The sequence below is a fragment of the Dehalococcoidia bacterium genome (assembly GCA_035310145.1).
Lineage (GTDB): Bacteria > Chloroflexota > Dehalococcoidia > CAUJGQ01 > CAUJGQ01 > CALFMN01.
Window position 1 is genome coordinate 25078 of the sequence record DATGEL010000003.1, and the last position, 20263, is coordinate 45340.

18 protein-coding genes are annotated in these 20263 nt (G+C 69.9%); 10 read left to right on the top strand and 8 right to left on the bottom strand.

All coding sequences use genetic code 11. The features are described 5' to 3' along the window. Positions 1–19: 19 nt before the first annotated feature. The 5 genes from VKV26_00240 (at position 20) to VKV26_00260 (ending at position 7527) form a co-directional block, all read left to right on the top strand. Complete coding sequence (locus VKV26_00240) at positions 20–1381, top strand: aspartate aminotransferase family protein (protein HLZ68313.1); 1362 nt, start codon at positions 20–22, stop codon at positions 1379–1381. A 10-nt stretch (positions 1382–1391) separates the two neighbouring features. Beyond that, positions 1392–2825 carry an aspartate aminotransferase family protein gene (locus VKV26_00245; protein ID HLZ68314.1) on the top strand — a complete coding sequence of 478 codons (1434 nt, stop codon included), beginning with the start codon at positions 1392–1394 and terminating at the stop codon, positions 2823–2825. A gap of 317 nt (positions 2826–3142) precedes the next feature. Further along, entirely contained in the window at positions 3143–4240 is a 1098-nt protein-coding gene (locus VKV26_00250) for a L,D-transpeptidase (protein HLZ68315.1), read from the top strand. 214 nt (positions 4241–4454) lie between these two features. Continuing rightward, positions 4455–6746: a glycogen debranching N-terminal domain-containing protein gene (locus tag VKV26_00255; GenBank protein HLZ68316.1), complete on the top strand. Its 2292-nt coding sequence runs from the start codon at positions 4455–4457 to the stop codon at positions 6744–6746. Beyond that, positions 6739–7527 (top strand): DUF72 domain-containing protein, encoded by a 789-nt coding sequence (locus VKV26_00260; protein ID HLZ68317.1) that lies wholly within the window; start codon positions 6739–6741, stop codon positions 7525–7527. Before VKV26_00255 ends, VKV26_00260 begins: the two co-directional genes overlap by 8 nt. 51 nt (positions 7528–7578) lie before the next feature. Here VKV26_00260 and VKV26_00265 read toward each other — a convergent pair whose 3' ends face one another. Next, a complete protein-coding gene (locus VKV26_00265; protein ID HLZ68318.1) occupies positions 7579–8784 on the bottom strand; it encodes an aminotransferase class V-fold PLP-dependent enzyme in 1206 nt (401 codons plus the stop codon). A gap of 79 nt (positions 8785–8863) precedes the next feature. Here VKV26_00265 and VKV26_00270 point away from each other — a divergent pair, with 79 nt between their 5' ends. The 3 genes from VKV26_00270 to VKV26_00280 all read left to right on the top strand — a co-directional run bounded on the left by VKV26_00270 (position 8864) and on the right by VKV26_00280 (position 10056). Continuing rightward, a complete protein-coding gene (locus tag VKV26_00270; protein HLZ68319.1) occupies positions 8864–9316 on the top strand; it encodes a hypothetical protein in 453 nt (150 codons plus the stop codon). Positions 9317–9333: 17 nt separating this feature from the next. Continuing rightward, a complete protein-coding gene (locus tag VKV26_00275; protein HLZ68320.1) occupies positions 9334–9549 on the top strand; it encodes a hypothetical protein in 216 nt (71 codons plus the stop codon). A 174-nt stretch (positions 9550–9723) separates the two neighbouring features. Then, on the top strand, positions 9724–10056 hold the full coding sequence (locus VKV26_00280; GenBank protein HLZ68321.1) for a putative quinol monooxygenase: 333 nt from the start codon (positions 9724–9726) through the stop codon (positions 10054–10056). 79 nt (positions 10057–10135) lie between these two features. Here VKV26_00280 and VKV26_00285 read toward each other — a convergent pair whose 3' ends face one another. The 3 genes from VKV26_00285 to VKV26_00295 all read right to left on the bottom strand — a co-directional run bounded on the left by VKV26_00285 (position 10136) and on the right by VKV26_00295 (position 12587). Further along, positions 10136–10975, bottom strand: coding sequence for an SH3 domain-containing protein (locus tag VKV26_00285; GenBank protein HLZ68322.1), 840 nt, complete (start codon positions 10973–10975; stop codon positions 10136–10138). Between the two features lie 166 nt (positions 10976–11141). Beyond that, on the bottom strand, positions 11142–11405 hold the full coding sequence (locus tag VKV26_00290; GenBank protein HLZ68323.1) for a DUF4342 domain-containing protein: 264 nt from the start codon (positions 11403–11405) through the stop codon (positions 11142–11144). Between the two features lie 129 nt (positions 11406–11534). Next, entirely contained in the window at positions 11535–12587 is a 1053-nt protein-coding gene (locus VKV26_00295) for a Gfo/Idh/MocA family oxidoreductase (GenBank protein ID HLZ68324.1), read from the bottom strand. A gap of 104 nt (positions 12588–12691) precedes the next feature. Here VKV26_00295 and VKV26_00300 point away from each other — a divergent pair, with 104 nt between their 5' ends. After that, positions 12692–13204, top strand: a complete 513-nt coding sequence (locus VKV26_00300) for a PaaI family thioesterase (protein HLZ68325.1) — start codon at positions 12692–12694, stop codon at positions 13202–13204. 214 nt (positions 13205–13418) lie between these two features. Here VKV26_00300 and VKV26_00305 read toward each other — a convergent pair whose 3' ends face one another. Then, on the bottom strand, positions 13419–14072 hold the full coding sequence (locus VKV26_00305; GenBank protein ID HLZ68326.1) for a 3'-5' exonuclease: 654 nt from the start codon (positions 14070–14072) through the stop codon (positions 13419–13421). 70 nt (positions 14073–14142) lie between these two features. After that, positions 14143–16542 (bottom strand): CoA transferase, encoded by a 2400-nt coding sequence (locus VKV26_00310; GenBank protein HLZ68327.1) that lies wholly within the window; start codon positions 16540–16542, stop codon positions 14143–14145. 170 nt (positions 16543–16712) lie between these two features. On the opposite strand from VKV26_00310, the gene pdxA reads away from it, so the two are divergent. Next, complete coding sequence (gene pdxA / locus VKV26_00315) at positions 16713–17750, top strand: 4-hydroxythreonine-4-phosphate dehydrogenase PdxA (GenBank protein ID HLZ68328.1); 1038 nt, start codon at positions 16713–16715, stop codon at positions 17748–17750. A gap of 50 nt (positions 17751–17800) precedes the next feature. On the opposite strand, the gene VKV26_00320 is transcribed toward pdxA, so the two are convergent. Together VKV26_00320 and VKV26_00325 are read right to left on the bottom strand one after the other, a co-directional pair. After that, entirely contained in the window at positions 17801–18937 is a 1137-nt protein-coding gene (locus VKV26_00320) for a tyrosine--tRNA ligase (protein ID HLZ68329.1), read from the bottom strand. Between the two features lie 108 nt (positions 18938–19045). Then, on the bottom strand, positions 19046–20263 hold the full coding sequence (locus VKV26_00325) for a CoA transferase (GenBank protein HLZ68330.1): 1218 nt from the start codon (positions 20261–20263) through the stop codon (positions 19046–19048).

Sequence of the window (20263 nt, forward strand, 5' to 3'; positions counted from 1 at the left end):
GCGCGGCCGGGGGTGCGTAATGGTCACGATTCTCGAACGATATGAGCAGACCCATGCCGGATCGGCGGCGATGCACGCCGAGGCGGCGAAGGTGTTTCCCTCCGGCGTCACGCACGACATCCGCCACTTCACACCGTTCCCGATCTGCGTCCAGCGGGCGCGCGGCAGCCGCAAGTGGGACGTGGACGGCAACGAGATCATCGACTACGTGATGGGCCACGGCGCTCTGCTGCTCGGTCACCTGCACCCGGCGGTCGAGGCGGCCGTTGAGCAGCAGATCCATCTCGGCACGCACCTGGGCGCCTCGCACCCGTACGAGCTGGCCTGGGGCCGGCTTGTGCAGCAGCTCGTACCCTCGGCCGAAAAGGTGCGCTTCACCAGCTCGGGCACCGAGGCGACGCAGATGGCCGTGCGCCTCGCCCGTTTCCGCACCGGCCGTAGCCGCGTGATCCGCTTCGCCGGGCACTTCCACGGCTGGAGCGACACGCTGATCGAAGCGCGGGGCGGCAGCGCCGAGGATCCGAGCGCGCCCGGCATTCCGGGCGTGGCGCTGCGCCAGCAGCTCTCGCTGCCGCAGAACGACATCGATGCCCTCGCCAATGCGCTGGCCGAGCACGGTTCCGACGTGGCCGCGGTGATTCTTGAACCGACGGGCGCTGCCTGGGGCGACAACCCGATCGACCTCTCGTTCGTGCAGGCCGTGCGCGAGCTGACGGCGAAGGCCGGGGTGATCTTGATCTTCGACGAAGTGATCACCGGCTTCCGCGCCTCGAAGGGCGGGGCGCAGGCGCGCTACGGCATCCTGCCCGACCTGACGACGATGGCCAAGATCGTCGCCGGCGGCCTGCCCGGCGGCTGCGTGGCCGGCCGCGCCGACCTGCTCGACCAGATCGCCTTCACCGACGACCCGGAGCACGACAGCAAAGGCCGCATCTCGCATCCGGGCACATTCAACGCCAATCCGCTCTCTGCCGTGGCCGCCGCCGCCTGCCTGAGCGAAGTGGCGAAGGGCGAGCCGAACAAGGCGGCCGACGCGGCGGCGCTGCGCCTCGCCAGCGGCATGAACGAGATCGTGGCCAAGCGCGGCGTGCAAGGCTGCGTCTACGGCTACGCTTCGATGCTGCACATCCTGCTCGGCCAGCCGGCGCGCCTGCCCGACGATGGCATCACCTACGTCTGGCAGTCGCAGGACCATCGCCGCGCCCCGCACACCGCGCACGAGATCGAGTTCGCCCTGCGCCGCGCCATGCTCAATGAGGGCGTGGACCTGATGCACGCCGGGATGATGGTCTCCGCGGTGCACGATGATCGCGACGTGGACGCCACGATCGAGGCCTTCGACCGCTCGCTGGCGGCGTTGCAGGCCGAGGGCGTGGTCTGAGCCGCCGCCCGTGACCGACGCCTTGGCTGCCGTCGAGAGCACGTTGCCGGAGCCGCCGGGCTTCGGCGATCTGCTGCCGCGGATCGTCACGCCGCCGCCGGGGCCGCGCTCGCGCGCGTATGCCGAACGCCTCGCCGCAGTCGAAGCGCCGGCAATCTCGACGCTTGCCAACGGCGACCGGCCGATCTTCTGGGCGAGCGCGGCGGGCGCCAACGTGCTCGACGTCGACGGCAACCTCTACCTCGACACGACCTCGGCCTTCGGCGTCGCCTCAGTCGGCCACCGCAATCCGGCGGTTGTTGCCGCAGTGGAGGCGCAGGCGCGGCGGTTGCTGCACGGCATGGGCGACTTCCTGCCGCCGGCCGTGCGGCTGGAGCTGGCGGAGGCGCTCCGCGGCGTGCTGCCGCGCGGAGTCGACCGCGTGCTCTTCGGCCTGAGCGGCGCGGATGCGGTCGAAATCGCGCTAAAGGCCGCGGCGGTATACACGGGCAAGCCCGGCGTCGTCGCCTTCGAGGGCGCCTTCCATGGCCAGTCATACGGCGCCTTGGCTGTCACCAGCCGCGAGTCGTTCCGGCGGCGCTTTGCCGCGCAGCTCGGCGCGCACGTCGAGCGGGCGCCCTACCCATACCCGTACCGGCGGCCGTCTGGCTGCAGCGCCGAGGACGATGGCTCACGCTGCCTCGCCGGCGTGGATGCCGCGATTGAGCGGCTGGCGCGGCGCGGCTTTGCGCCTGGTTGCGTGATCGTCGAGCCGTTCCAGGGGCGGGAGGGCGAGATCTTCCCGCCCGATAGCTTCCTGCCGGGCCTGCGCCGCCTCTGCGACGAGCGCGGCCTGCTGCTGATCGCGGACGAGATTTACACGGGCTTCGGCAGAACCGGCCGCATGTGGGCCTGCGAGCATACCGGCGTGCTACCGGACCTGCTCTGCGCCGGGAAGGCGCTGGGCGGCGGCTTGCCCGGTTCGATCGTCGCGGGCCGTGGCGAGGTGCTCGACGCCTGGCGGCCGGATACGCCCGAAGCGCCGCACTCAAGCACGTTCCTCGGGCACCCGCTCGGCTGCGCCGCCGCGCTTGCTGTGCTGCACGAGCTGGGCGAGCATCGCCTGGTCGAACGTGGCGCCCGGCTTGGCGCGGACTTGCTGGCCGAATTGCAGGCTGCCGTGCGAGGCAATCCGCATGTGGGCGAGGTGCGCGGGCGAGGCATGATGCTCGGCATCGAGCTGGTGAAGGACCGAACGAGCCGTGAGCCCTATCCCGATCTGATCCCCGGCGTGCTGCAGCGCGGCCTCGAACGCGGGCTGATCCTGCTGCCGGCGGGCATGTTCGGCAACGTGATCTCGCTGGCGCCGCCGCTGACCATTACCGAGCACCAGTTGCGCTATCTCGGTGAGAACCTGCCGGAGGTGCTCCGGGCATCAAGCGTTTATGTTCGGCCGCCGTTGTGACGGCGACGCGCGGCCTGTAGACTTTCCGTGTAGATCGCGGCGCCCGGCCGGGGCGGGGAGCGGGCATGGGTCGGAGGGGCGGATCCCGCGTGGCGGGATGGATCGGGCTGGTCGGCGTACTCTTTCTCTTATTGTTCGTGGCCGCTTGCACTGGCTCCTCGAATCACCAGCGCGGCGTGGCCACCCGTCCGCCAGACCTCATAATCGCCACACCGTCCGCGGCTCGGATCGCTTCGGCCAGTGCCACTGCTTCGCCAACGGCTACGGCGACGCCCCGTGCGACGCCTTCGCCCACTCCCTCCGCCACACCCAGTCCGATGCCGAGCGCCACGCCGGAGCCGACCGATACGCCTGTGCCGCCGCGGGAGACGCTGGCCGACGGCACGCACGGCTATGCTGTGAGCAGCGGCGCCTCCGTCTACAGCCAGCCCACCACTCGAAGCGCCCCGGTGCGCCGCCTGGCCTACGAAGAACAGCTGAACCTGCGTGCCAAAGTACGTGGCGAGAACGTCGTCGTGGGTGACCAGACCTGGTACATCGCCCGCCAGGATTGGCAGAACCTCTGGTACCAGGTCGATGGCGGCTACGTGTACTCGGCTTTCGTCTGGATCCCGCGGCCCGGAGAGGTGCTCGCCTCACAACTGCCGCGCGGCGAACGTTGGGTGTCCGTGGACCTCGCCACGCAGACGGCGAAGCTGCTGATCGGCAGCAGCGTGATCTACTCCGCGGACGTGACCACCGGCAAGACCGGCTACGAGACGCCGACCGGCCACTGGCGCGTCAACTACCAGGTGCTCAACGAGACGATGACCTCCAGCCAGGCGGGCATCAACGATCCGGCGGAGCACTACGACGTCAAGAACGTGCTGTTCACGCAGTACTTCGACGGCCTGGGCGACGCGCTGCACCTGAACTACTGGCAGCCGGCCGGCGTCTTCGGCGACTCGCGCACCAGCCACGGCTGTGTCGGCCTGTACCTGAACGACGCGCAGTATTTCTGGATGTTCGGCCAGCCGGGCATGCGCGTGGAGATCACGCAGAACGGCCGCATCCTGCCGCCGCAACCGGCCACCGTGGCGCCGACGCCGCCGCCCACGCATACGCCAGCGCCGCGCCCCACGCCGCTGGCCACCCGCCCGCCGACGCCTGCTCCCGCCACTGCGACGCCGGCTGGCCCGACAACACTCACGCCCGCAGCGCAACCGGCAAATCTCGCCCCGCAAACGGCGACACCGGCGCGGCGCCCGACGCCCATTTTGAATCTCACCCCGCCGCCGGGTGATGCCACACCCCGCACCGACGAGGCCACGATCAACTCACCCCTTGTGCCGCGCACTGGTACGGTTACAACGACGCCAACACCGGCCACAGCCCACGTGCTGACAGCGACGAGCACGCCGCCGGCCGGCCGCTGAGCGACCAGCGCGCTCGCAGCACGGCGGATAGCGCTCTTCCCCTCCCATCGGTAGACAGCTCGCGAAGCGCGCGGGGAGAGTGAAGGCGCGCGCACAGGAGCGGGCCTGGCGAGCGGAACACTCCCTCGCTTTCTGGCGGGCCAGCCGCACCTGCGCGACAATGGTTGTGCGGCCGCTCTTGGCCGCGCGAGCATCTCCTGCCGGAGCTACATGCATGCCGGAGACGCACCGGCCCCAGTCCGAGCCGCCGCCGGTCGTCGATGATCTCTCGATCGGCCCCTTCCGCACGGCGGAAGCGGAGCCAATGGCGATCGAGGACATCCGTGACGCGCTTGTCGTGCGCGAGAACGGCACCTTTCTGCTCACGGACAAGTACGGCAACGTTCCTGCCGGCAACGAGTCCGGCTTCGGGCTCTATCGCGGCGACACCCGCTTCCTCTCGACCTACGAGTTCGTCTGCACAAACGCGCCGCCGGTGCTGCTGCTCTCCGAAGCCGGGCTGGGCTACGCCTGCGAGCAGGTCCTGACCAATCCACGCATGACCAGCAGCGACGGTCACGAACTCCCGCGCGAGACGATCGAGCTGCGTCGCCGGCGCACGATTGACATCGAGCTGCATGAAACGCTGCAAATCACCAACTTCAACGCCGTCCCCGTCACGCTGGAGTACCGCTACCGCTTCGACGCCGACTTCGCGGATATCTTTGAGGTGCGAGGCCAGAAGCGCAGGCACAGCGGCTTGCGACTGCCCGCCGTGGCGACCGAGAACGGCTTCTGCCTGGCCTATCACACCCTCGACGGCCGCGAGCTGCGCACGCACGTGTCCTTCGAACAGCAGCCAGCTCGGATTCAAGACCGTGTGGCCGTCTTCCGGCTCGCGCTTGGCCCGCGCGAGACGCAGGCGCTGTCGTTGCACGTGCGCACCGAGGATCTGGCGCGGGCGCCGGAGCCGGATCCGCCGGCGCCGTATCTCCGGCCGCGCGTTGCTCTCGCGGAACAGTACCGCCGCTGGAAGGACGCGTGCACGCGTTTCTTCACCGGCAATGAGATCTTCAACGCGGTGCTCGACCAGTCGCTGCACGACCTGCGCATGCTCTGGAACTTCGACGGCGACGGCGAAGATGGCTATCTCTCGGCCGGCACGCCGTGGTTCGATACGCTCTTCGGCCGCGACAGCCTGATCACCTCGCTAGAGCTGCTGGCGTTCAATCCACGCCTGGCGCGCAGCACCCTGCTGCGGCTGGCGGAGCACCAGGGCCAGGTCAACGACGAGTGGCGCGACGAAGAGCCCGGCAAGATCTTGCACGAGCTGCGCACTGGCGAGCTGTCGCGTCTCGGCGAAATCCCCTTCGCCCGCTATTACGGCAGCATCGACTCCACCCCGCTCTTCTTGCTGCTCGCGGCCGAATACTGGCGCTGGACGGCCGACACCGCGCTGCTGCAGCGGCTCAAACCCAACCTGCGCGCGGCACTCGACTGGGTGTGGCGCTCGGGTGATCGGGATGGCGACGGCTACATCGAGTACGAGCGGCACTCAGAAAACGGCCTGCTGAACCAGGGCTGGAAAGACTCGGGTGACGCGATCGTCCACAGCGACGGACGCCTGGCGCGGCCGCCGATCGCACTGGTCGAGGTGCAGGCGTATCTCTACGCCGCGTTGCTCGGGCTGGCGCCGGCGGCCGAGGCGCTGCGCGACAGCCGCTGGGCGGGCGAGCTGCGCCGCGCCGCGTTCGCGCTGCGCGCCCGCTTCAACCGCGACTTCTGGCTCGAAGACGAGGGCTGCTACGCCCTGGCGCTGGACGGCGAGAAGCAGCCCGTGCGCTCGATCGCCTCCAACGCCGGCCATGCGTTGTTCGCGGGCATTGCCACGCCGCCCCGCGCCGCCGCGGTCGCCGAGCGCCTGTTGCAGCGTGAGATGTTCAGCGGCTGGGGCGTGCGCACGCTCAGCGCCGCCTCCGCGCGTTTCAACCCGATGGGCTATCACCTTGGCTCGATCTGGCCGCACGACAACGCGCTGATCGCCCTCGGCCTCAAGCGCTACGGCCAGGAAACCGCGCTCTCGGCGCTGGCGACCGCGATTTACGATACGGCGCGGACGATGGACCATTTCCGCCTGCCGGAGCTGTTCTGCGGCCTGCCGCGCTCGCCCGAGGGTCAGCCGGTGCCGTATCCCGTCGCCTGCCGGCCACAGGCCTGGGCCGCCGGCGCCGTGCCGGCGATCCTCACCGCACTGCTTGGTCTCAGCCCCGACGCGCAGCGCAGCGAGTTGCTGATTGTGCAGCCGCGCCTGCCCTACTGGCTGAACAGCGTGCAGGTGCGCGGGCTGCGGGTGGGCAGCGGCAGCGTTGATTTGCTGTTCGAACTGAAACAGCGGCGCACCCAGGTAACGGTGTTGAACGTGAGCGGCGCGTTGCGTGTCACCGTGGTGCCGCGCTGGCCCCGCAATGAGCCGGCGTCTCCGGGCCGCGCCGAGAACGACACCCCGAAAGGGAGGCGGCGTGACTGAGTATCGCATCGGTACGCAGGGCTGGAGCTACCAGGACTGGGTCGGGCCGTTCTATCCCGCGGGCACGCCCAGCAGCGACTGGCTGGAGGTCTACGCCCAGCGCTTCGACACGGTTGAGCTGGATACCACCTTCTACCGGGCGCCGTCCCCGGCGCTGGTGCGCGGCTGGGACGCGAAGACGCCGGACGGCTTCCTCTTCGCGGCAAAACTGCCGCGCGCGATCACGCACGACGCGATGCTGGAAAACCCGGCGGACGAGCTGCACCACTTCCTACGCAGCGTCGAGCCGCTCGGCGCCAAGCTCGGTCCGATCCTGGCGCAACTGCCGCCGCAGTTTCACCGCGACGCGCAGACCTTCGCCACGCTGCGCGGCTTCATCGAAACGCTGCCGGAGGGCTTTCAGTTCGCGGTCGAGTTCCGCCACCGCTCCTGGCTGCGCCCGGAAGTCTACGACCTGCTGCGCGAGCGCGGCGTGGCCTTCTGCATGATCGACCTCTTCTACATGCCGAAGACGTACGAAGTCACGGCGCCGTTCACCTATGTGCGTTGGCTGGGCGAGCGCAGCAAGGTCGAGAAGGTCGATCACGTGCAGATCGACCGGCGGCGTGAGCTGATCGACTGGGCCGCGGTGCTGAAGGAACGCGTGGTGGACAAGGTGCAGCGCGTCTACGCCTACGTCAACAACCACTACTCCGGCCACTCGCCCGCCAACGTGCGCCAGCTTCACCTGCTGCTCAACGGCGAGCTGCCGCCGGGCTCCGAGCCGGAACAGGACGACTGACGTTCACCGCTCCAAAGCGGCCGCTTCGTGGCGGCGCCGGTGAAGCTCCGCCTACGCCAGGTCCGCGATGATCGCGACGAAGCGATCGATCTCGCGCTCCGTGTTGTAGTAGTGCAGCGAGGCGCGCACGACCTCGTTCAGCCCGCGCGCGTCCATGTCGAGCATCGTGCTCTGGCGCGACGAGGTCGTCACGTTCACGCGCGGCTGCATCTCCGCCAGCACCGCCTTCAGCGCCTCCGGCTCGCGGCCCGCGACGGTAAACGAACAGATGCCGCACAGCTCCTCGCCCGGATCGGTCACGCGCACGCCGGGAACCGCCGCCAGACCGCGCCGCAGCCGCGCGGCCAGCGCCTGGATCCGCGGCCAGGTGCGCTCGACGCCCAGCGCCAGGGCATACTCGACCGCGGCGCCGAGGCCGAGCAAGCCGGCGACGTTCGACTCCCAGTTTTCGAAGCGGCGAGCGTCATCGCGCAGGATGTAGGTGTCGCGCGCCGTCCAGGTGGCGGCGCGCAGGTCGACGAAGGGCGGATGCAGCTCGTGCAGACGCTCGCGGCGCACGAAGAGGAAGCCGCTGCCGCGCGGGCCGCGCAGATACTTGCGGCCGGTCGCGGCCAGCAGGTCGCAGCCCAGCGTCCGCACGTCGATCGGCAGGTGGCCGGCGGCCTGTGTCGCGTCCAGCGCATACCAGGCGCCAGCGGCACGAGCGAGCCTGCCGACCTCGGCCGCCGGCTGCACGAGGCCGGAGTTGGTCGGAATCCAGGTGAGCGAGACGGCCCGCACCCGCGGCTCGGCCAACATGCGCTCGAGGGCAGCGAGCGCGATCTGCCCGTGCGCGTCGTTCGGCACGTGGCGCAGCTCGATGCCGTCTTCGCGCACGCGGCGCAGCGCCGCCATGTAGTTGCTGGCGTAGTCGGCCATGCTCACCAGCACCGCGTCGCCCTTGCGCAGCGGCAGCGCGTGGAAGCCCATGTCAAAGGCGCGGGTCGCGTTCTCGATCAGCGCAATCTCGTCCGGGCCCGCGTTGAGCAGGCGGGCGATCGAGGAGTACACGGCCTCGTATCGCGCCGCGGCCTCGTCCAGCGCCTCGTAGCCGCCGATCTCCGCCTCGCGCCGCAGGTGGCCGGTCACCGCATCGAGCACGGATTGCGGCATCAGCGCGGCGCCGGCTGCGTTGAAGTGCAGCACCCGGGCGCAACCAGGCGTCTCCGCGCGCAGCCGCGCGATGTCGAGCGCGGTGTCGGCCGCTGCCTCGGTCATACCGCCTCCGTCGTGCTTGCGACCAACTCGCCTGTCTTGAACAATAACGGTGCCGAGCATGCAGGAAGAAGGCCCGACGATGACCAGCTCTCACGAACCGCAGCCCCTGCCGCTTGTCGATGCCGGCGCCGAAACAACCGCGCGCGGCCGTGCCGGCGCCGTGACCCTCAGCGAAGCCGGCCGTGAACGCGTGGAGACGGCCTTTGAGCGGCTGGTGACAGCGCTCTCGTCCTGCTACGTGTACGTCGTCGGCCATACGGCGCTCGAAGCCTGCGCGTTTCAGGTCGAGCGCGACGGCACCGGGCGCTGCCTGCTCTCCGGCGTGCCGCAGTGGGAGGTCGCGCTGCCGGCGGCCGCGCATGCGCAGCTGGCCGTGGTCGTGCAGCGCTGGCAGGAGGGCGTTCTGCCTCGCAGCAGCCAGCTCGACAGCATTCGCCTGGGAGAGGTGCGCGAGTTGCCGGACGGCTCCCGTGCCGTCGATGTGCTGCCGGCCGACGATCCGCGCCGGCGCACGCGCACGACGATCGGCTGAGCCAACGGAGCGAAGCGGTGGCCGCGGAGCACGCCGACGACCGCAATATCGACCGCAGCTACATGCGCGACTTCGTCGTGCGTCTTCGGCTTTCGGGCGAGTCGGCGCCCCGCGAGTTCCTGGTGCGCTCCTCCACCGTGCGCGGAGCCCTCAGCCGGGCGATCGAATCCGAAAGCGAAACGATCGGGGGCGACGGCGGGCGGCTGCTGGGCGCGGAGATCACCGAGGCGTAGACTGCGGCATAGCCGGAAGCCCTGCCGCGGCCATGCGCCACGTCGGGCGCCGCCGGCCGGCACGCAGCGGGCCGCTGCCAGGATTGAACGCCGGCGCCGCGACAGCGGAGCGAATCCACAAAAGCGTGCGAGCGCCGCGGAGATTCGACGTTCTTGCGCCGCGGGAGGTCGCGGGTGTCGTTTCACTTCATCGTCCAATTTGAACCGCGGCCGGGGAAGGCGCGGGAGTTTCGCGAGGAGTTGTTGCGGGTCAATGAGCCGTCGCGGGCAGAAGGCGGCTGCCTGGCGATCCGCGTGTACGAGTCGCTGCGGGAGCCACACGTGTACGCCATTCATTCCGAGTGGGTGGATGAGGCCGCGTTTGAGCGGCACGCGCAATTGCCGCACACGATCCGCTTCATTGAAGCGGCCGAGCGGCTGCTGACCCATCCTGTGCAGGGGCTGCGAACGCGCGAGATCGGCGGAGGAGCAGGCGCGGGCGCCGTAGCGAGCCCCGCGCCGTCGTAACGGCTTCCACGTCCGCCAGTAAGCGCGGGGACGGCCACCGCACAGTCCGCACTGCCGCGGAACGTCACTCCGAGCGCCGCTACGGGCCGGCCGACGCGACCGTATCGGTCGTCACCGAGATCGTGCCGTCCAGTGCGCCGGCGGCGAGCGGCGCGAGGCGCTGGAAGGCGGCGGCCGAAAGGTCGATCGCGCCGGGCGGCAGGTGGCCGCGGTCGCGAACGGCGACGGTTACGCACTTCGCGCCGGCGCAGACTTTGAGATGTGTGCCGCAGGGGTAGCCGTTAGCGGCCGCGATACCGGGGTCGTCGGCGCTGAAGCTGCCGCCGCAGGCCAGCACGCCGCCGTCGAATTCGTGGCCGTACCAGGTGATGCGCGCCGCCTGACCGTCGGGCGGCAGCGCCGTCAGGTACTGGCCGTCCACCCAGCCGGCGACGCCGTTCGCCGTCACCGAGTACCAGCCGTCGGCTGTTGGGTCGCCGTAAATGTGCACCTGCGTGCCGGGCGGCAGCACGCTGATGATCGTGCCGTTCAGGCCGGGCGTGCTGCGCAGGCGTACGCCGTCCGCGGGGGCAACGATCGCGTCGCCGCGGAGCGGCTGGGAGGGCGTCGCATCGAGATAGAGGCTCTTCACGTAGCCCTGCAGGCCCTGGGCGCTGACATTGACCCAGCCGTCGTCGCCGGGCGCGGCCAGTTCGTCAACGCCGGCGCCGAAGGGCAAGACGGCCAGCACGTTGCCGGAGAGCGACGGCGCATCGCGCAGATTGAGTCCGTCGGGGCTGCTTACTCGTGCGTGCACGGCCGCCAGCCCCGGGGCGGAGGTGAGGAGCGCGACCAGTACGGCGATGAAGGAGAGAAGGAAGAGGCCGCGCCTGCCTGGGTGTACCCACCACCGTACCGCGGCGGGTTCCGCCTTCAGCAATACGATCTCCTGGTGATGCGCGGCCGCAGCAGATTGGCCGCGAGGGTCTTGCGCACCGCGGCCGCAGCCGCGGCGGTCTCAACTCCCGCACTGTTGTACAGGACTCGCGCGCAGCGGTCAATGCGGGTGAGCGCCGGAAGCGCTCGGGCCGAGGCGGAGATCCGCGCTACGGCGGCGGTGAGCTTGCGCCGTCGTCGCTGCGCTCGACCTCCACGGTCACCTCGCCCGCGGCGACGGCGATCGCCCCGATGGCGGCCAGCACCGGCGCGACGATGATGGCCGCGACGCCGATGGTGACCGGCACTTCCATCAGGATGTGCCCGTCGTGCTTGAGGATGATGCGGCGCACATTGCCCTCGTGAATCAGGCGCCGCACCCGTTCGACCAGCTCGTCGCCCCTGGCGCGAAAGGTCTCTCTGCGCAATGTCATCGGTTGCTCTCCGGTTGCAATTCCCGATCGTGGTGTCGGCGCACGCTGCCCGGGCGACATGGGCCGATCGGCTCGATTTCGCCGGTCCAGCAGCCGTGCGGCCATGGACGCCCCGTGGCGGCGCTCGCGCTACCCGGCGGCCGTCAGCGGGGGCAGCGGGTCGAACTCGATCCGGCGCTGCTCCACGAATGACCGGCGCGCGCACAGCGCAATTTGCAGCGCCCGACGCGCGTCTTCCACGCCGGGCCGCGGCGCCCGTCCCGATCGCAGCGCATCGACGAACGCCTGCAGCTCATCGCGGAAGGCCTCCGCAAAGCGCATTCCGAAACCGCTTACTAACTCTCGGCCGGCACGGCCGCCCGACAGGGTGAGCAACGGCTGCCGCCGCGTGCCGCCGAGGCGCAGCGTGCCTTCGGTTCCCTGCACCTCGGCAAAGACATCCTCGCCGTAGCCCGCAAAGCGATTCCACTCGCACACGCCCAACGCGCCGTCCGCAAAGTCGAGCAACGTGACGCAGGTGTCGAGGTCGTCGATCGCCGCCAGTTCCGGGTAGGCCAGGTTGGCGCCGTGCGCCAGCACCCGCACCGCTTCGTTGCCCGCGGCGCCGCCGAGCAGGAAGCGCGCGGCGTCAAAATCGTGGATCGCGGCGTCGAGGAAGATGCCGCCGCCGCTGGCCGGGTCATGATAGGCGATCGGCGCCGGCGCCGGATCACGGCCGATCGCGCGGAAAAGACGCGGCCTGCCGATCGCCCCCGCCTCGATCTGCTGCCGCGCCAGCAGATACGCCGCGTCCCAGCGCCGCTGGAAGCCGATCTGGAAGGCAACGCCAGCCTCTACGACCTCCCGCAGCGCCCCATCGCTCGCCGCCTGCGTCAGCGCCACGGGCTTTTCGGCGAAGACCGCCTTCCCGGCTCGCGCCGCAGCGGCGATCAGCTCCGGATGCGAGGCGGTGGTGGTCGCGATGACCACGACCTCGACATCGTCGCGGGCGAACACAGCTTCGGGCGCCGTGCAGGCCGCGACGCGCAGCTCTGCGGCGACCCGCTCGCAAGCCGCGGCATCCACATCGCAGACGGTCAGCAGCCGCGCCCCGTGCACCGCCCGCGCCAGGTTCGCCGCGTGCACCCGGCCGATGCGGCCGAGGCCGATCACCGCGCAGCCGATCTCATCCGTCCCGCCCATCCGCTCTCCCGACACGTGCAGCGTAGTACGGTACAGTCTGAGCGAATGCGCTGCCGGATACCAGCACGAACCGCGCGGCAGAACGGATGGAGGTAAGCGGCAGGATGCGCGATTCCATGGATGCGCCGCCCGATGGGACGGCCGGCCCGGAGGCGGTCTGGGCCGGCGGCAAGCCCGTTTCGGCGGAGTGGCTGGCGCGCTGGCGGGCCGAGCCGCTGCACAAGTTCCTCGACCTCGCGCTGGAAGCGCAGCGCGACGGCTACTGCCGCATCGTGCTGCGCATGGGTCCACAGACGCGCGGCGGCGTGGGCGGCTCGGTGCACGGCGGCATCATCGCCACGCTGGTCGACATCGTCACGATCGGCGCCGTCGCTTCGGCGATCGAGCCGCACGACGTGATGAACGGCACGGCTGAGCTGAACATCAGCTATCTGCGCCCGGCGTTGGGGGCGCAGGTGGTGGCCGAAGGCCGTGTGCTCAAGAAAGGGCGCAGCCTCGCGGTGGTGGACGCCGAGTGCTCGGACGGCGCCGGCCGGCTGTTCGCCAAGGGCCGCGCCCAGTACGCGCTCCGTCAGCGCGAGCCCCCACCCCCCGGTTCATCCGGTGGCCCCCGATAAGCGGGGGAAGAGCGGATCGCAACGCCGCAGATTCGGGCTGAAGGCGTTGCAGTCTGCTCCGGTGTGGGCGTTGCGCATCACGTGCGACCTTGTGCGTGCACGGTTCGCCGCTCCGCGGAGTCTCCCCTGCCCGGTCGTTTGCAGCGCCCGGCGGATCTTCCGAGCACCGATTCGTGCGACCGAGGGCAGTTTGCGGGAGCGACGGTCGCCCGTTTCAGCCCGCCGCGCAGAGGCGCTGGTAGAGCTGCAGCGTGATCTGTACGTCCCCGGCGGCGCGGTGCCGCGTAACGTTGTCCAGGGAGATGCCGAGGGCCATGCAGCAGCGGTCGAGGGCATAGCGCAGTCCGGGAGCCGGCCGGTCCAGCGTTTCGCAGGCGAAGGTCCAATGGTCCTGGCCGGGGCGCGGCTTCAGGGCGAGCCTCTGCGCCTTGTACAACGCCGCCGTGTCGCGGTAGCGGCCGCGCGACGGCGCCACGAGACCGGCGCGGCGGCAGGCCGACTCCAGAAAGAAGGCGTCGAAGCGCACGACATTGTGCCCGACCAGCGGCAAGTCGCCGCAGTCGGCGAAGAACTGGCCGAGCACCACAGCCAGGGCGAGCGCCTCCCGTGCCAACAGCTCATCCGAGATGCCCGTGAGCGCCTGCACCGCGCCCGGCAGCGGCACCGGAATCTGTGCGAGCAGGGAGCGCAGCGGCCCGGGCGTGCCGTCGCGCACCACGCACCAGCCGATCTCGATCACGTGATCGGTTGCGGGGCGCAGGCCCGTGGTCTCGAGGTCGAACACCACGTAGTTGAGCGCGTCGCCGTCCCGCTGAGTGGCGGGCGTGGACGCGATCGTCCCGTGCATCTCGCTGAGCCTGGCTGACATGGCGCCCTCCGCCGGCCGACCACCCGGTTTCCTGACTGTTATAGCATAACACCCTGTGCGGTGCCAGCCGCTAATGCAGCGCTCCACCGGCCGACAGCCGCTCCAGCGTCTCCGACGGAATGCCAAGCAGCCCGCCGAACACGGCCGCGTTGTCCTCGCCGAGGCGTGGCGCCGGACGGCGCACGGGCAGCGGGTCCGGGCCAAAGCGGTAGGGCGCGCTGTACACAGGCAGCGTTGCCCAGCCGGGATGCTCGACCGGATGGAAGAAGCGGCGGGCCCGCAGGTGTTCATCTTCGAGGAGATCGCCGGCGTGCTGAGAGCGCATTGCCGGCACGCCCGCCGCCTGCAGCCGCGCCGCGAGTTCCGCCGCGTCCTGGTCCGCCGTCCATGCTGCGATCCGCAGGTCGATCGCTTCACGGCGGTCCAGTCTGCCCGCGACGCTGGCGAGCATCGCAGCTTGCGACCACTCCGGCGCGTCCATCTCCTGCGCCAATGCCTGCCACTCTGTGTCGGATGTGACAGCGACGGCGAGCCAGCGGCCTTCGCGACATGGGAAGACGTTGTGGGGCGCCCAGCGGCGGTCGGCGTTGCCGAGGCGAGGCGGGTCCACGCCGTGTTCCGCCAGCAGAGCGTATCCCTCGGTCAGCGCGAACAGCAGTCCCTCGGCCTCCGAGAGGTCGATGTGCTGGCCGCGGCCGCTGAGGCCGCGATGGCGCAGCGCCGCCAGCACGGCCACGGCGCCGAGCAGGCCGCCGATCGGGTCCGCGTAGGGCAGGCCGAGCGCTTCCGGCGGCCCGGCGGCGTACCCGGTCAACTCGGCCAGGCCGGAGAAGGCTTCCATCGTGTAGCCGTACGCGACATAATCCCGCTCCGGGCCGGTCTGGCCGAAGCCGGAGAGGCTGATCATGACCAGCTCGGGTCGCAGGGCGCGTAACGTCTCGTAGCCGAGACCCAGCCGCTCCATCACGCCCGGCGCGTAGTTTTCCACGACGACATCGCTGACGCTCACCAGCTCGCGCGCCAGCGCCAGTCCCTCGGCGCTGCGCAGGTTGAGCGTGATGCCGGCCTTGCCGCGGTTGAAGGCGGCGAAGCGCAGGCTCTTGTCGGGGTCGATCGGCGCGCCGCGCGGGAACGGCCCCACGCCGCGAGCAGAGTCGATCCGCTCGCGCGTCTCAATCTTGATCACCTCGGCGCCGAGGTCGGCAAGCTGCAGGGCGCAGTGCGGCCCCGCCCATGCCCAGGAGAAATCGGCGACGCGAATGCCTGTCAAGGGCGCAGGTTTTAGGGCGTAGGGCGTAGGAGGCGTGCCGGATTCAGCCGAGGCCGCGGGCTGTGCCTCGCTGTTACCCCTCTCGGCGAGGACTTCGGCCGTGTGCCGGCCGAGGCGCGGCGCCGGCCGTGTCAGCCGCCAGGCCGTCTCGCCGCTTCGGAAAGGGGCGCCGGGCAGCAGGCGCGAGCCGCCGTCCGGCCAGGGCACGGCGACGAACGCCTGGCGCGCGACAAATTGCGGCTGGCTCTGCGCTTGCGAGGGGCGGTTGACCGGGGCGAAGGGCAGGCGCAGGCGCTGGCCGGCATGATAGACCTCCTGTTTGGAGTGGCCAGCCGCCCACGCTGCCGCGCGAGCCTCGATCTCCTCGCGGCTCGCCAGCCGTGCCCGGCGATCCGGAACCATCACCAGCGCCTCGGCCCCGATCAGCTCGCCCAGCTTCTGCCAATGCTGCTCGGTCACGGCCATCAGCCGCGCCAGGCCGTCCGCGGCTGGGGTGAAGCCGGCGAAGACGATTGTCGGCGAGAAGCGATCGCGCACTTTGCCGGTGATCACGACTTCCGGCAGGCTGGAGTGCAGGATCGAGGCCACGCACTCCTGCGTCGAAACGTCGATCGCGGCGCCGGCCTGCATGGACGGCTCACCTCGCTCGCGGCCGAACAGCGCCGCGACCAGTGCGACCGCCGCGTGCAGCGCCGCCAGCACTTCGGCCTGGCGCGGAGCGGGACGCAGCGGCGGCTTCGCCGGGTCGTCCACCCAGTCCGGCACGATCGCGGCCAGCCCGCCGGCGTGGATGCCGATCAGGTCTTCGCCTTTCCACAGCCGCCGCGGCCCGCTTTGGCCGAAGGGCGAAAGCGAGACCACGATCAGGCCTGGCCGCAGGCGCTGCAGCCGCTCGACGCCGAACCCGGCTACGTCGAGAAAGCCGGGAGGGTGGTTCTCGATCAGTGCGTCGGCCCCGGCGATAAGCCGCTCGATCTGTGCGCGGCCCGCCACCGTCGTCGCATCGGCGACCACGCTGCGCTTGTTGAAGTTGAGCGCGGGAAAGAGCGGATCGCCGCGCAGCCAGTCGCCGGCAGGAGGTTCCAGCTTCACCACGTCGGCGCCGAGGTCTCCGAGCAGCCGGGCGCAGAGCGGCGCGGCGAAGCCTTCGCCCCACTCGACGATGCGCAGCTCGCGCAGGGCGCCCTCCGATTCAGGCATGGGTGCGGCTCGGCGGCGCGGAGACGTGGGTGAGCACGGTGTCTTGCTGGCCTCAAGGTGTGGTGCGGCGCCGCCGCCATCGTAGCGCGGCGCGGCCGCCCACGCCCCTGCGGATTGCCGGCTGTGACACAATGCGAGGAACCAGGCAGCGCGGGGACGGAGGCGCAGCGATGGCGAGTCAAGGCAAGCGGCCGATCATTGCGATCACGATCGGCGATCCGGCCGGCATCGGCCCCGAGGTCACGGCGGGCGCCCTGGCGCACGGCCGGCTCGACGAGGTCTGCCGGCCGCTGCTGCTGGGCGACGCCGGCGTGCTGCGGCAAGCGGCGCGCTGCATGGGTGTCGAGCTCAAGCTGGTGCCCGTCGCCTCGCCTGCCGACGCAACGTTCGCGCCGGACGAGGTTTCCATGCTCGACCTGGCGAACGTCGATCTTGGCGTCCTGCGCATGGGCGAGATCCAGGGCGCCTGCGGGCAGGCTGCCTACGGCTATATTCGCAAGAGCATCGAGCTGGCGCTGGCGGGCGAAGTCGACGCCGTTGCCACCGCGCCGATCAACAAGGAGGCGCTGCGCGCCGGCGGCGTGCCCTACCTCGACCATACCGCGATGTACGCCGACCTCACGCACAGCCTCAACCCGATGACGATGTTCACCGTGGGAACGCTGCGCATCTTTTTCGCCACGCGCCATGTCTCGCTGCGCACCGCAGTGGATCAGATCGCCCAAGACCTCGTGCTCGAGAACCTGGTCAACGCCGACGAGGCGCTGAAGTCGTACGGCCTTACGGCGCCGCGCATCGCTCTGGCCGCGCTGAACCCGCACAACGGCGAAGGCGGCCTCTTCGGCGACACGGAGTCACGCGAGCTGCGCCCCGCCGTCGAGGCGGCGCGGGCGCGTGGCATTAACGCCAGCGGGCCATATCCGGCGGACTCGGTCTTTCACATGGCGATGCAAGGCGGCGCCGACGCGGTGCTCTCGCTCTTCCATGACCAGGGCCACATCGCCGCCAAGAGCATCGACTTCGAGAAGACGATCGCGATCACGACCGGCCTGCCCTTCGTGCGCGCCAGCGTGGACCACGGCACCGCCTTCGACATCGCCGGCACGGGCAAGGCGAGCTGGGTGAGCATGGCCGAGGCCGTGCGCGTCGGCGCCGAGTACGCCCGCCTCTTCCGCGAGACCAGGGAGGGGCAGGCAGCCCAGACGTGATCGGTGCGGCTTAGCCGAGCGCGATGGCTCGGACGCTGGTCAAATCTCGCTCAGCGCAACGAGCCGCTGGCCATCAGCCGGTCGAGGTCTTCGAGCATGGCGCGCGGGCCGGGCTGCTGGAAGTGCTCCCGCGCCGGGGCCAGCAGGGCGATCAACGCCTCCGAGACGCCGGCCTTCAGGTCCATCGGGTGCAGGGCGCCGGTGCTGTACGCTTCGGCCAATTCCTCGAAGCTTGTGAAGGTGACCGAGCCGCCGTTTTCCGGCGTGCGCGGAATGTGCAGCGCCGCGCCCGGTTCGTTGAAGATCAGGTAGCGCGCCCAGTCGAGGATCGGATTGAAGGCGACTTCGTTCGGCGGGCAGAACGCCTTGCGGATCTTCTGGCGAATCTCGTCTTCGCTGTCGTGGATGAAGATGGCCGAGGACGGATCGGACTTGCTCATCTTCATCGAGGCGGCGAAGTCGTGCACGTTGTCCGTCGGCGGCGGCCAGACGGCCGGCTTGCGCAGGCCCATCAGCAGGTGATGGTGGATGGCGATCGGCTTGATCTGCTGGCCCGCGGCGTTGTGAATCGCGTTGATCTTCATCTGCAGCGCCGTGTCGCGCGCGATCACGTGCGCCTTGCGCTGGTCCAGGCCTGCGTGGGCGAGCTGGACGTGCATGGCGAAGATGTCGGCAACCTGCAACGCGGGATAGAGCAGCTTGGCGAAGTCTCCGGATTCGCCCTCTTTGCGACCGAGAATGGTGATGCTGCGCTGCATGCGCCCCAGCGTGGTGTTCTTGGAGACGTCGATCACCGTGGCCCAGTAATCGTCGTTGCAGTGGTACAGCTCCGTGCCGAGGATGAACTTCAACCTGCCCGGGTCGTGCCTGAAGCACTTGAGCGAGGCGATGAAGCCCTCTTTGAAGTAGTTGACGGCCACACGCTGGATCACTTCGCGGTCGCCGCCCAGCTTGTCGTTGATCCAGCTGTGCCAGTCGGCCAGAAAAACCGAGCAGTCGATGCCCGCGTCCATGAAGTCGCGGACCTTGGACATGCTCATCAGGCCGGAGCCCAGATGCATCTTGCCGGAGATCTCGAAGCCGATGTAGTGCTGGATCGGCTCGCCCGTGGCCAGCAGCCTGCGCAGGTCATCGACGGTGATGATCTCTTCCACGTTGCGGCCGATCAGGGCCAGCCGCTCCTCCACCGTGTTTGCAGTGTCCGTCTCACTCACGCTGGGCGCCTCACTCCGTTGCTGCTTTCAGTGTAGCCGGAAAGCGGCGGGGCGCTCACCAGCAGCGGTGTGGCGGCGCGTTCAGATCGCGCCTTGCTCGCGCAGCTCCGCGATCTGCCCGGCGCCGAGGCCAAGCAATTCGTGCAGCACCTCGTCGGTGTGCTGGCCCAGCAGCGGCGGCGCCGTGCGCGGGCCGACGTGCGAGTCCGAGAGCGCGATCGGTGAGCCGACCATGGGCAGCTCACCGATCGTGGGGTGCGGCAACAACGTGACCACGCCCAGCGCCTGCACCTGCGGGTCGGCGAAGGCCTGCGCCACGGTGTTGATGGCGCCGGACGGCACGCCATGCGCGTTGAGCAACTCCACCCACTCCGCCGCCGTCTTCTGTGCGATGAGCGATTGCACCATCGCGATCAGCGCCTTGCGGTTGGCGACGCGATCCGCGTTCGTGCGGAAGCGCGGGTCGTCGGGCAGGTCGGGGCGGCCGGCCAGCTCGCAAAAGGTCTTGAACTGGCGCGGGTTGGCGCAGGCCAGGGAGATCGGCTGGTCGCTGGCGTGGAAGACCTGGTAGGGCACGATGTTGGGGTGGGCGTTGCCGAAGCGGCCGGCGTCCTTGCCGCTGACGAGATAATTTTGACCCACGTTCGCCAGCCAGGCCATGGCGGACTGCAGCAAGGAGGCGTCCACGCGCTCGCCCCGGCCCGTCTCTGTGCGGCGGTAAAGCGCGGCCAGGACGCCGTTCAGCATAAACAGGGCCGCGGTGATGTCCACGATGGCGATACCGACCTTCATCGGCTCGCCCGCCGGCTCGCCGGTGACGCCCATGATGCCCGCCAGCCCCTGAACGACGAAATCGTAGCCGGCGTACTCGGCGTACGGCCCCGTCGTACCGAAGCCGGTGAGCGAGGCGTGAATCAGGCCGGGGTTCGCTTGCCAGAGCACATCGTCACCGAGGTCCATGCGCTCCAGGGTGCCGGTCCTGAAGTTCTCGATCAGGATGTCGGACTTGCGCACGAGCTCGAGCGCCAGCTCGCGCGCGGCCGCGTGCTTGAGATTGAGCGTGATGCTGCGCTTGTTGCGGTTGACCGAGAGGTAGTAGGCGCTTTCACCGCCGGCGAAGGGGGGACCCCAGCCGCGCGTCTCGTCGCCCTCGCCTGGCTGTTCGACCTTGATTACGTCGGCGCCCATGTCGCCCAGTGTCATCGCGGCGTACGGCCCGGCCAGCACACGCGAGAGATCGAGCACGCGTACGCCGGCGAGCGGGCCGGGTCCTTGAGCTTCCCGATTGGCTTCGTTCAT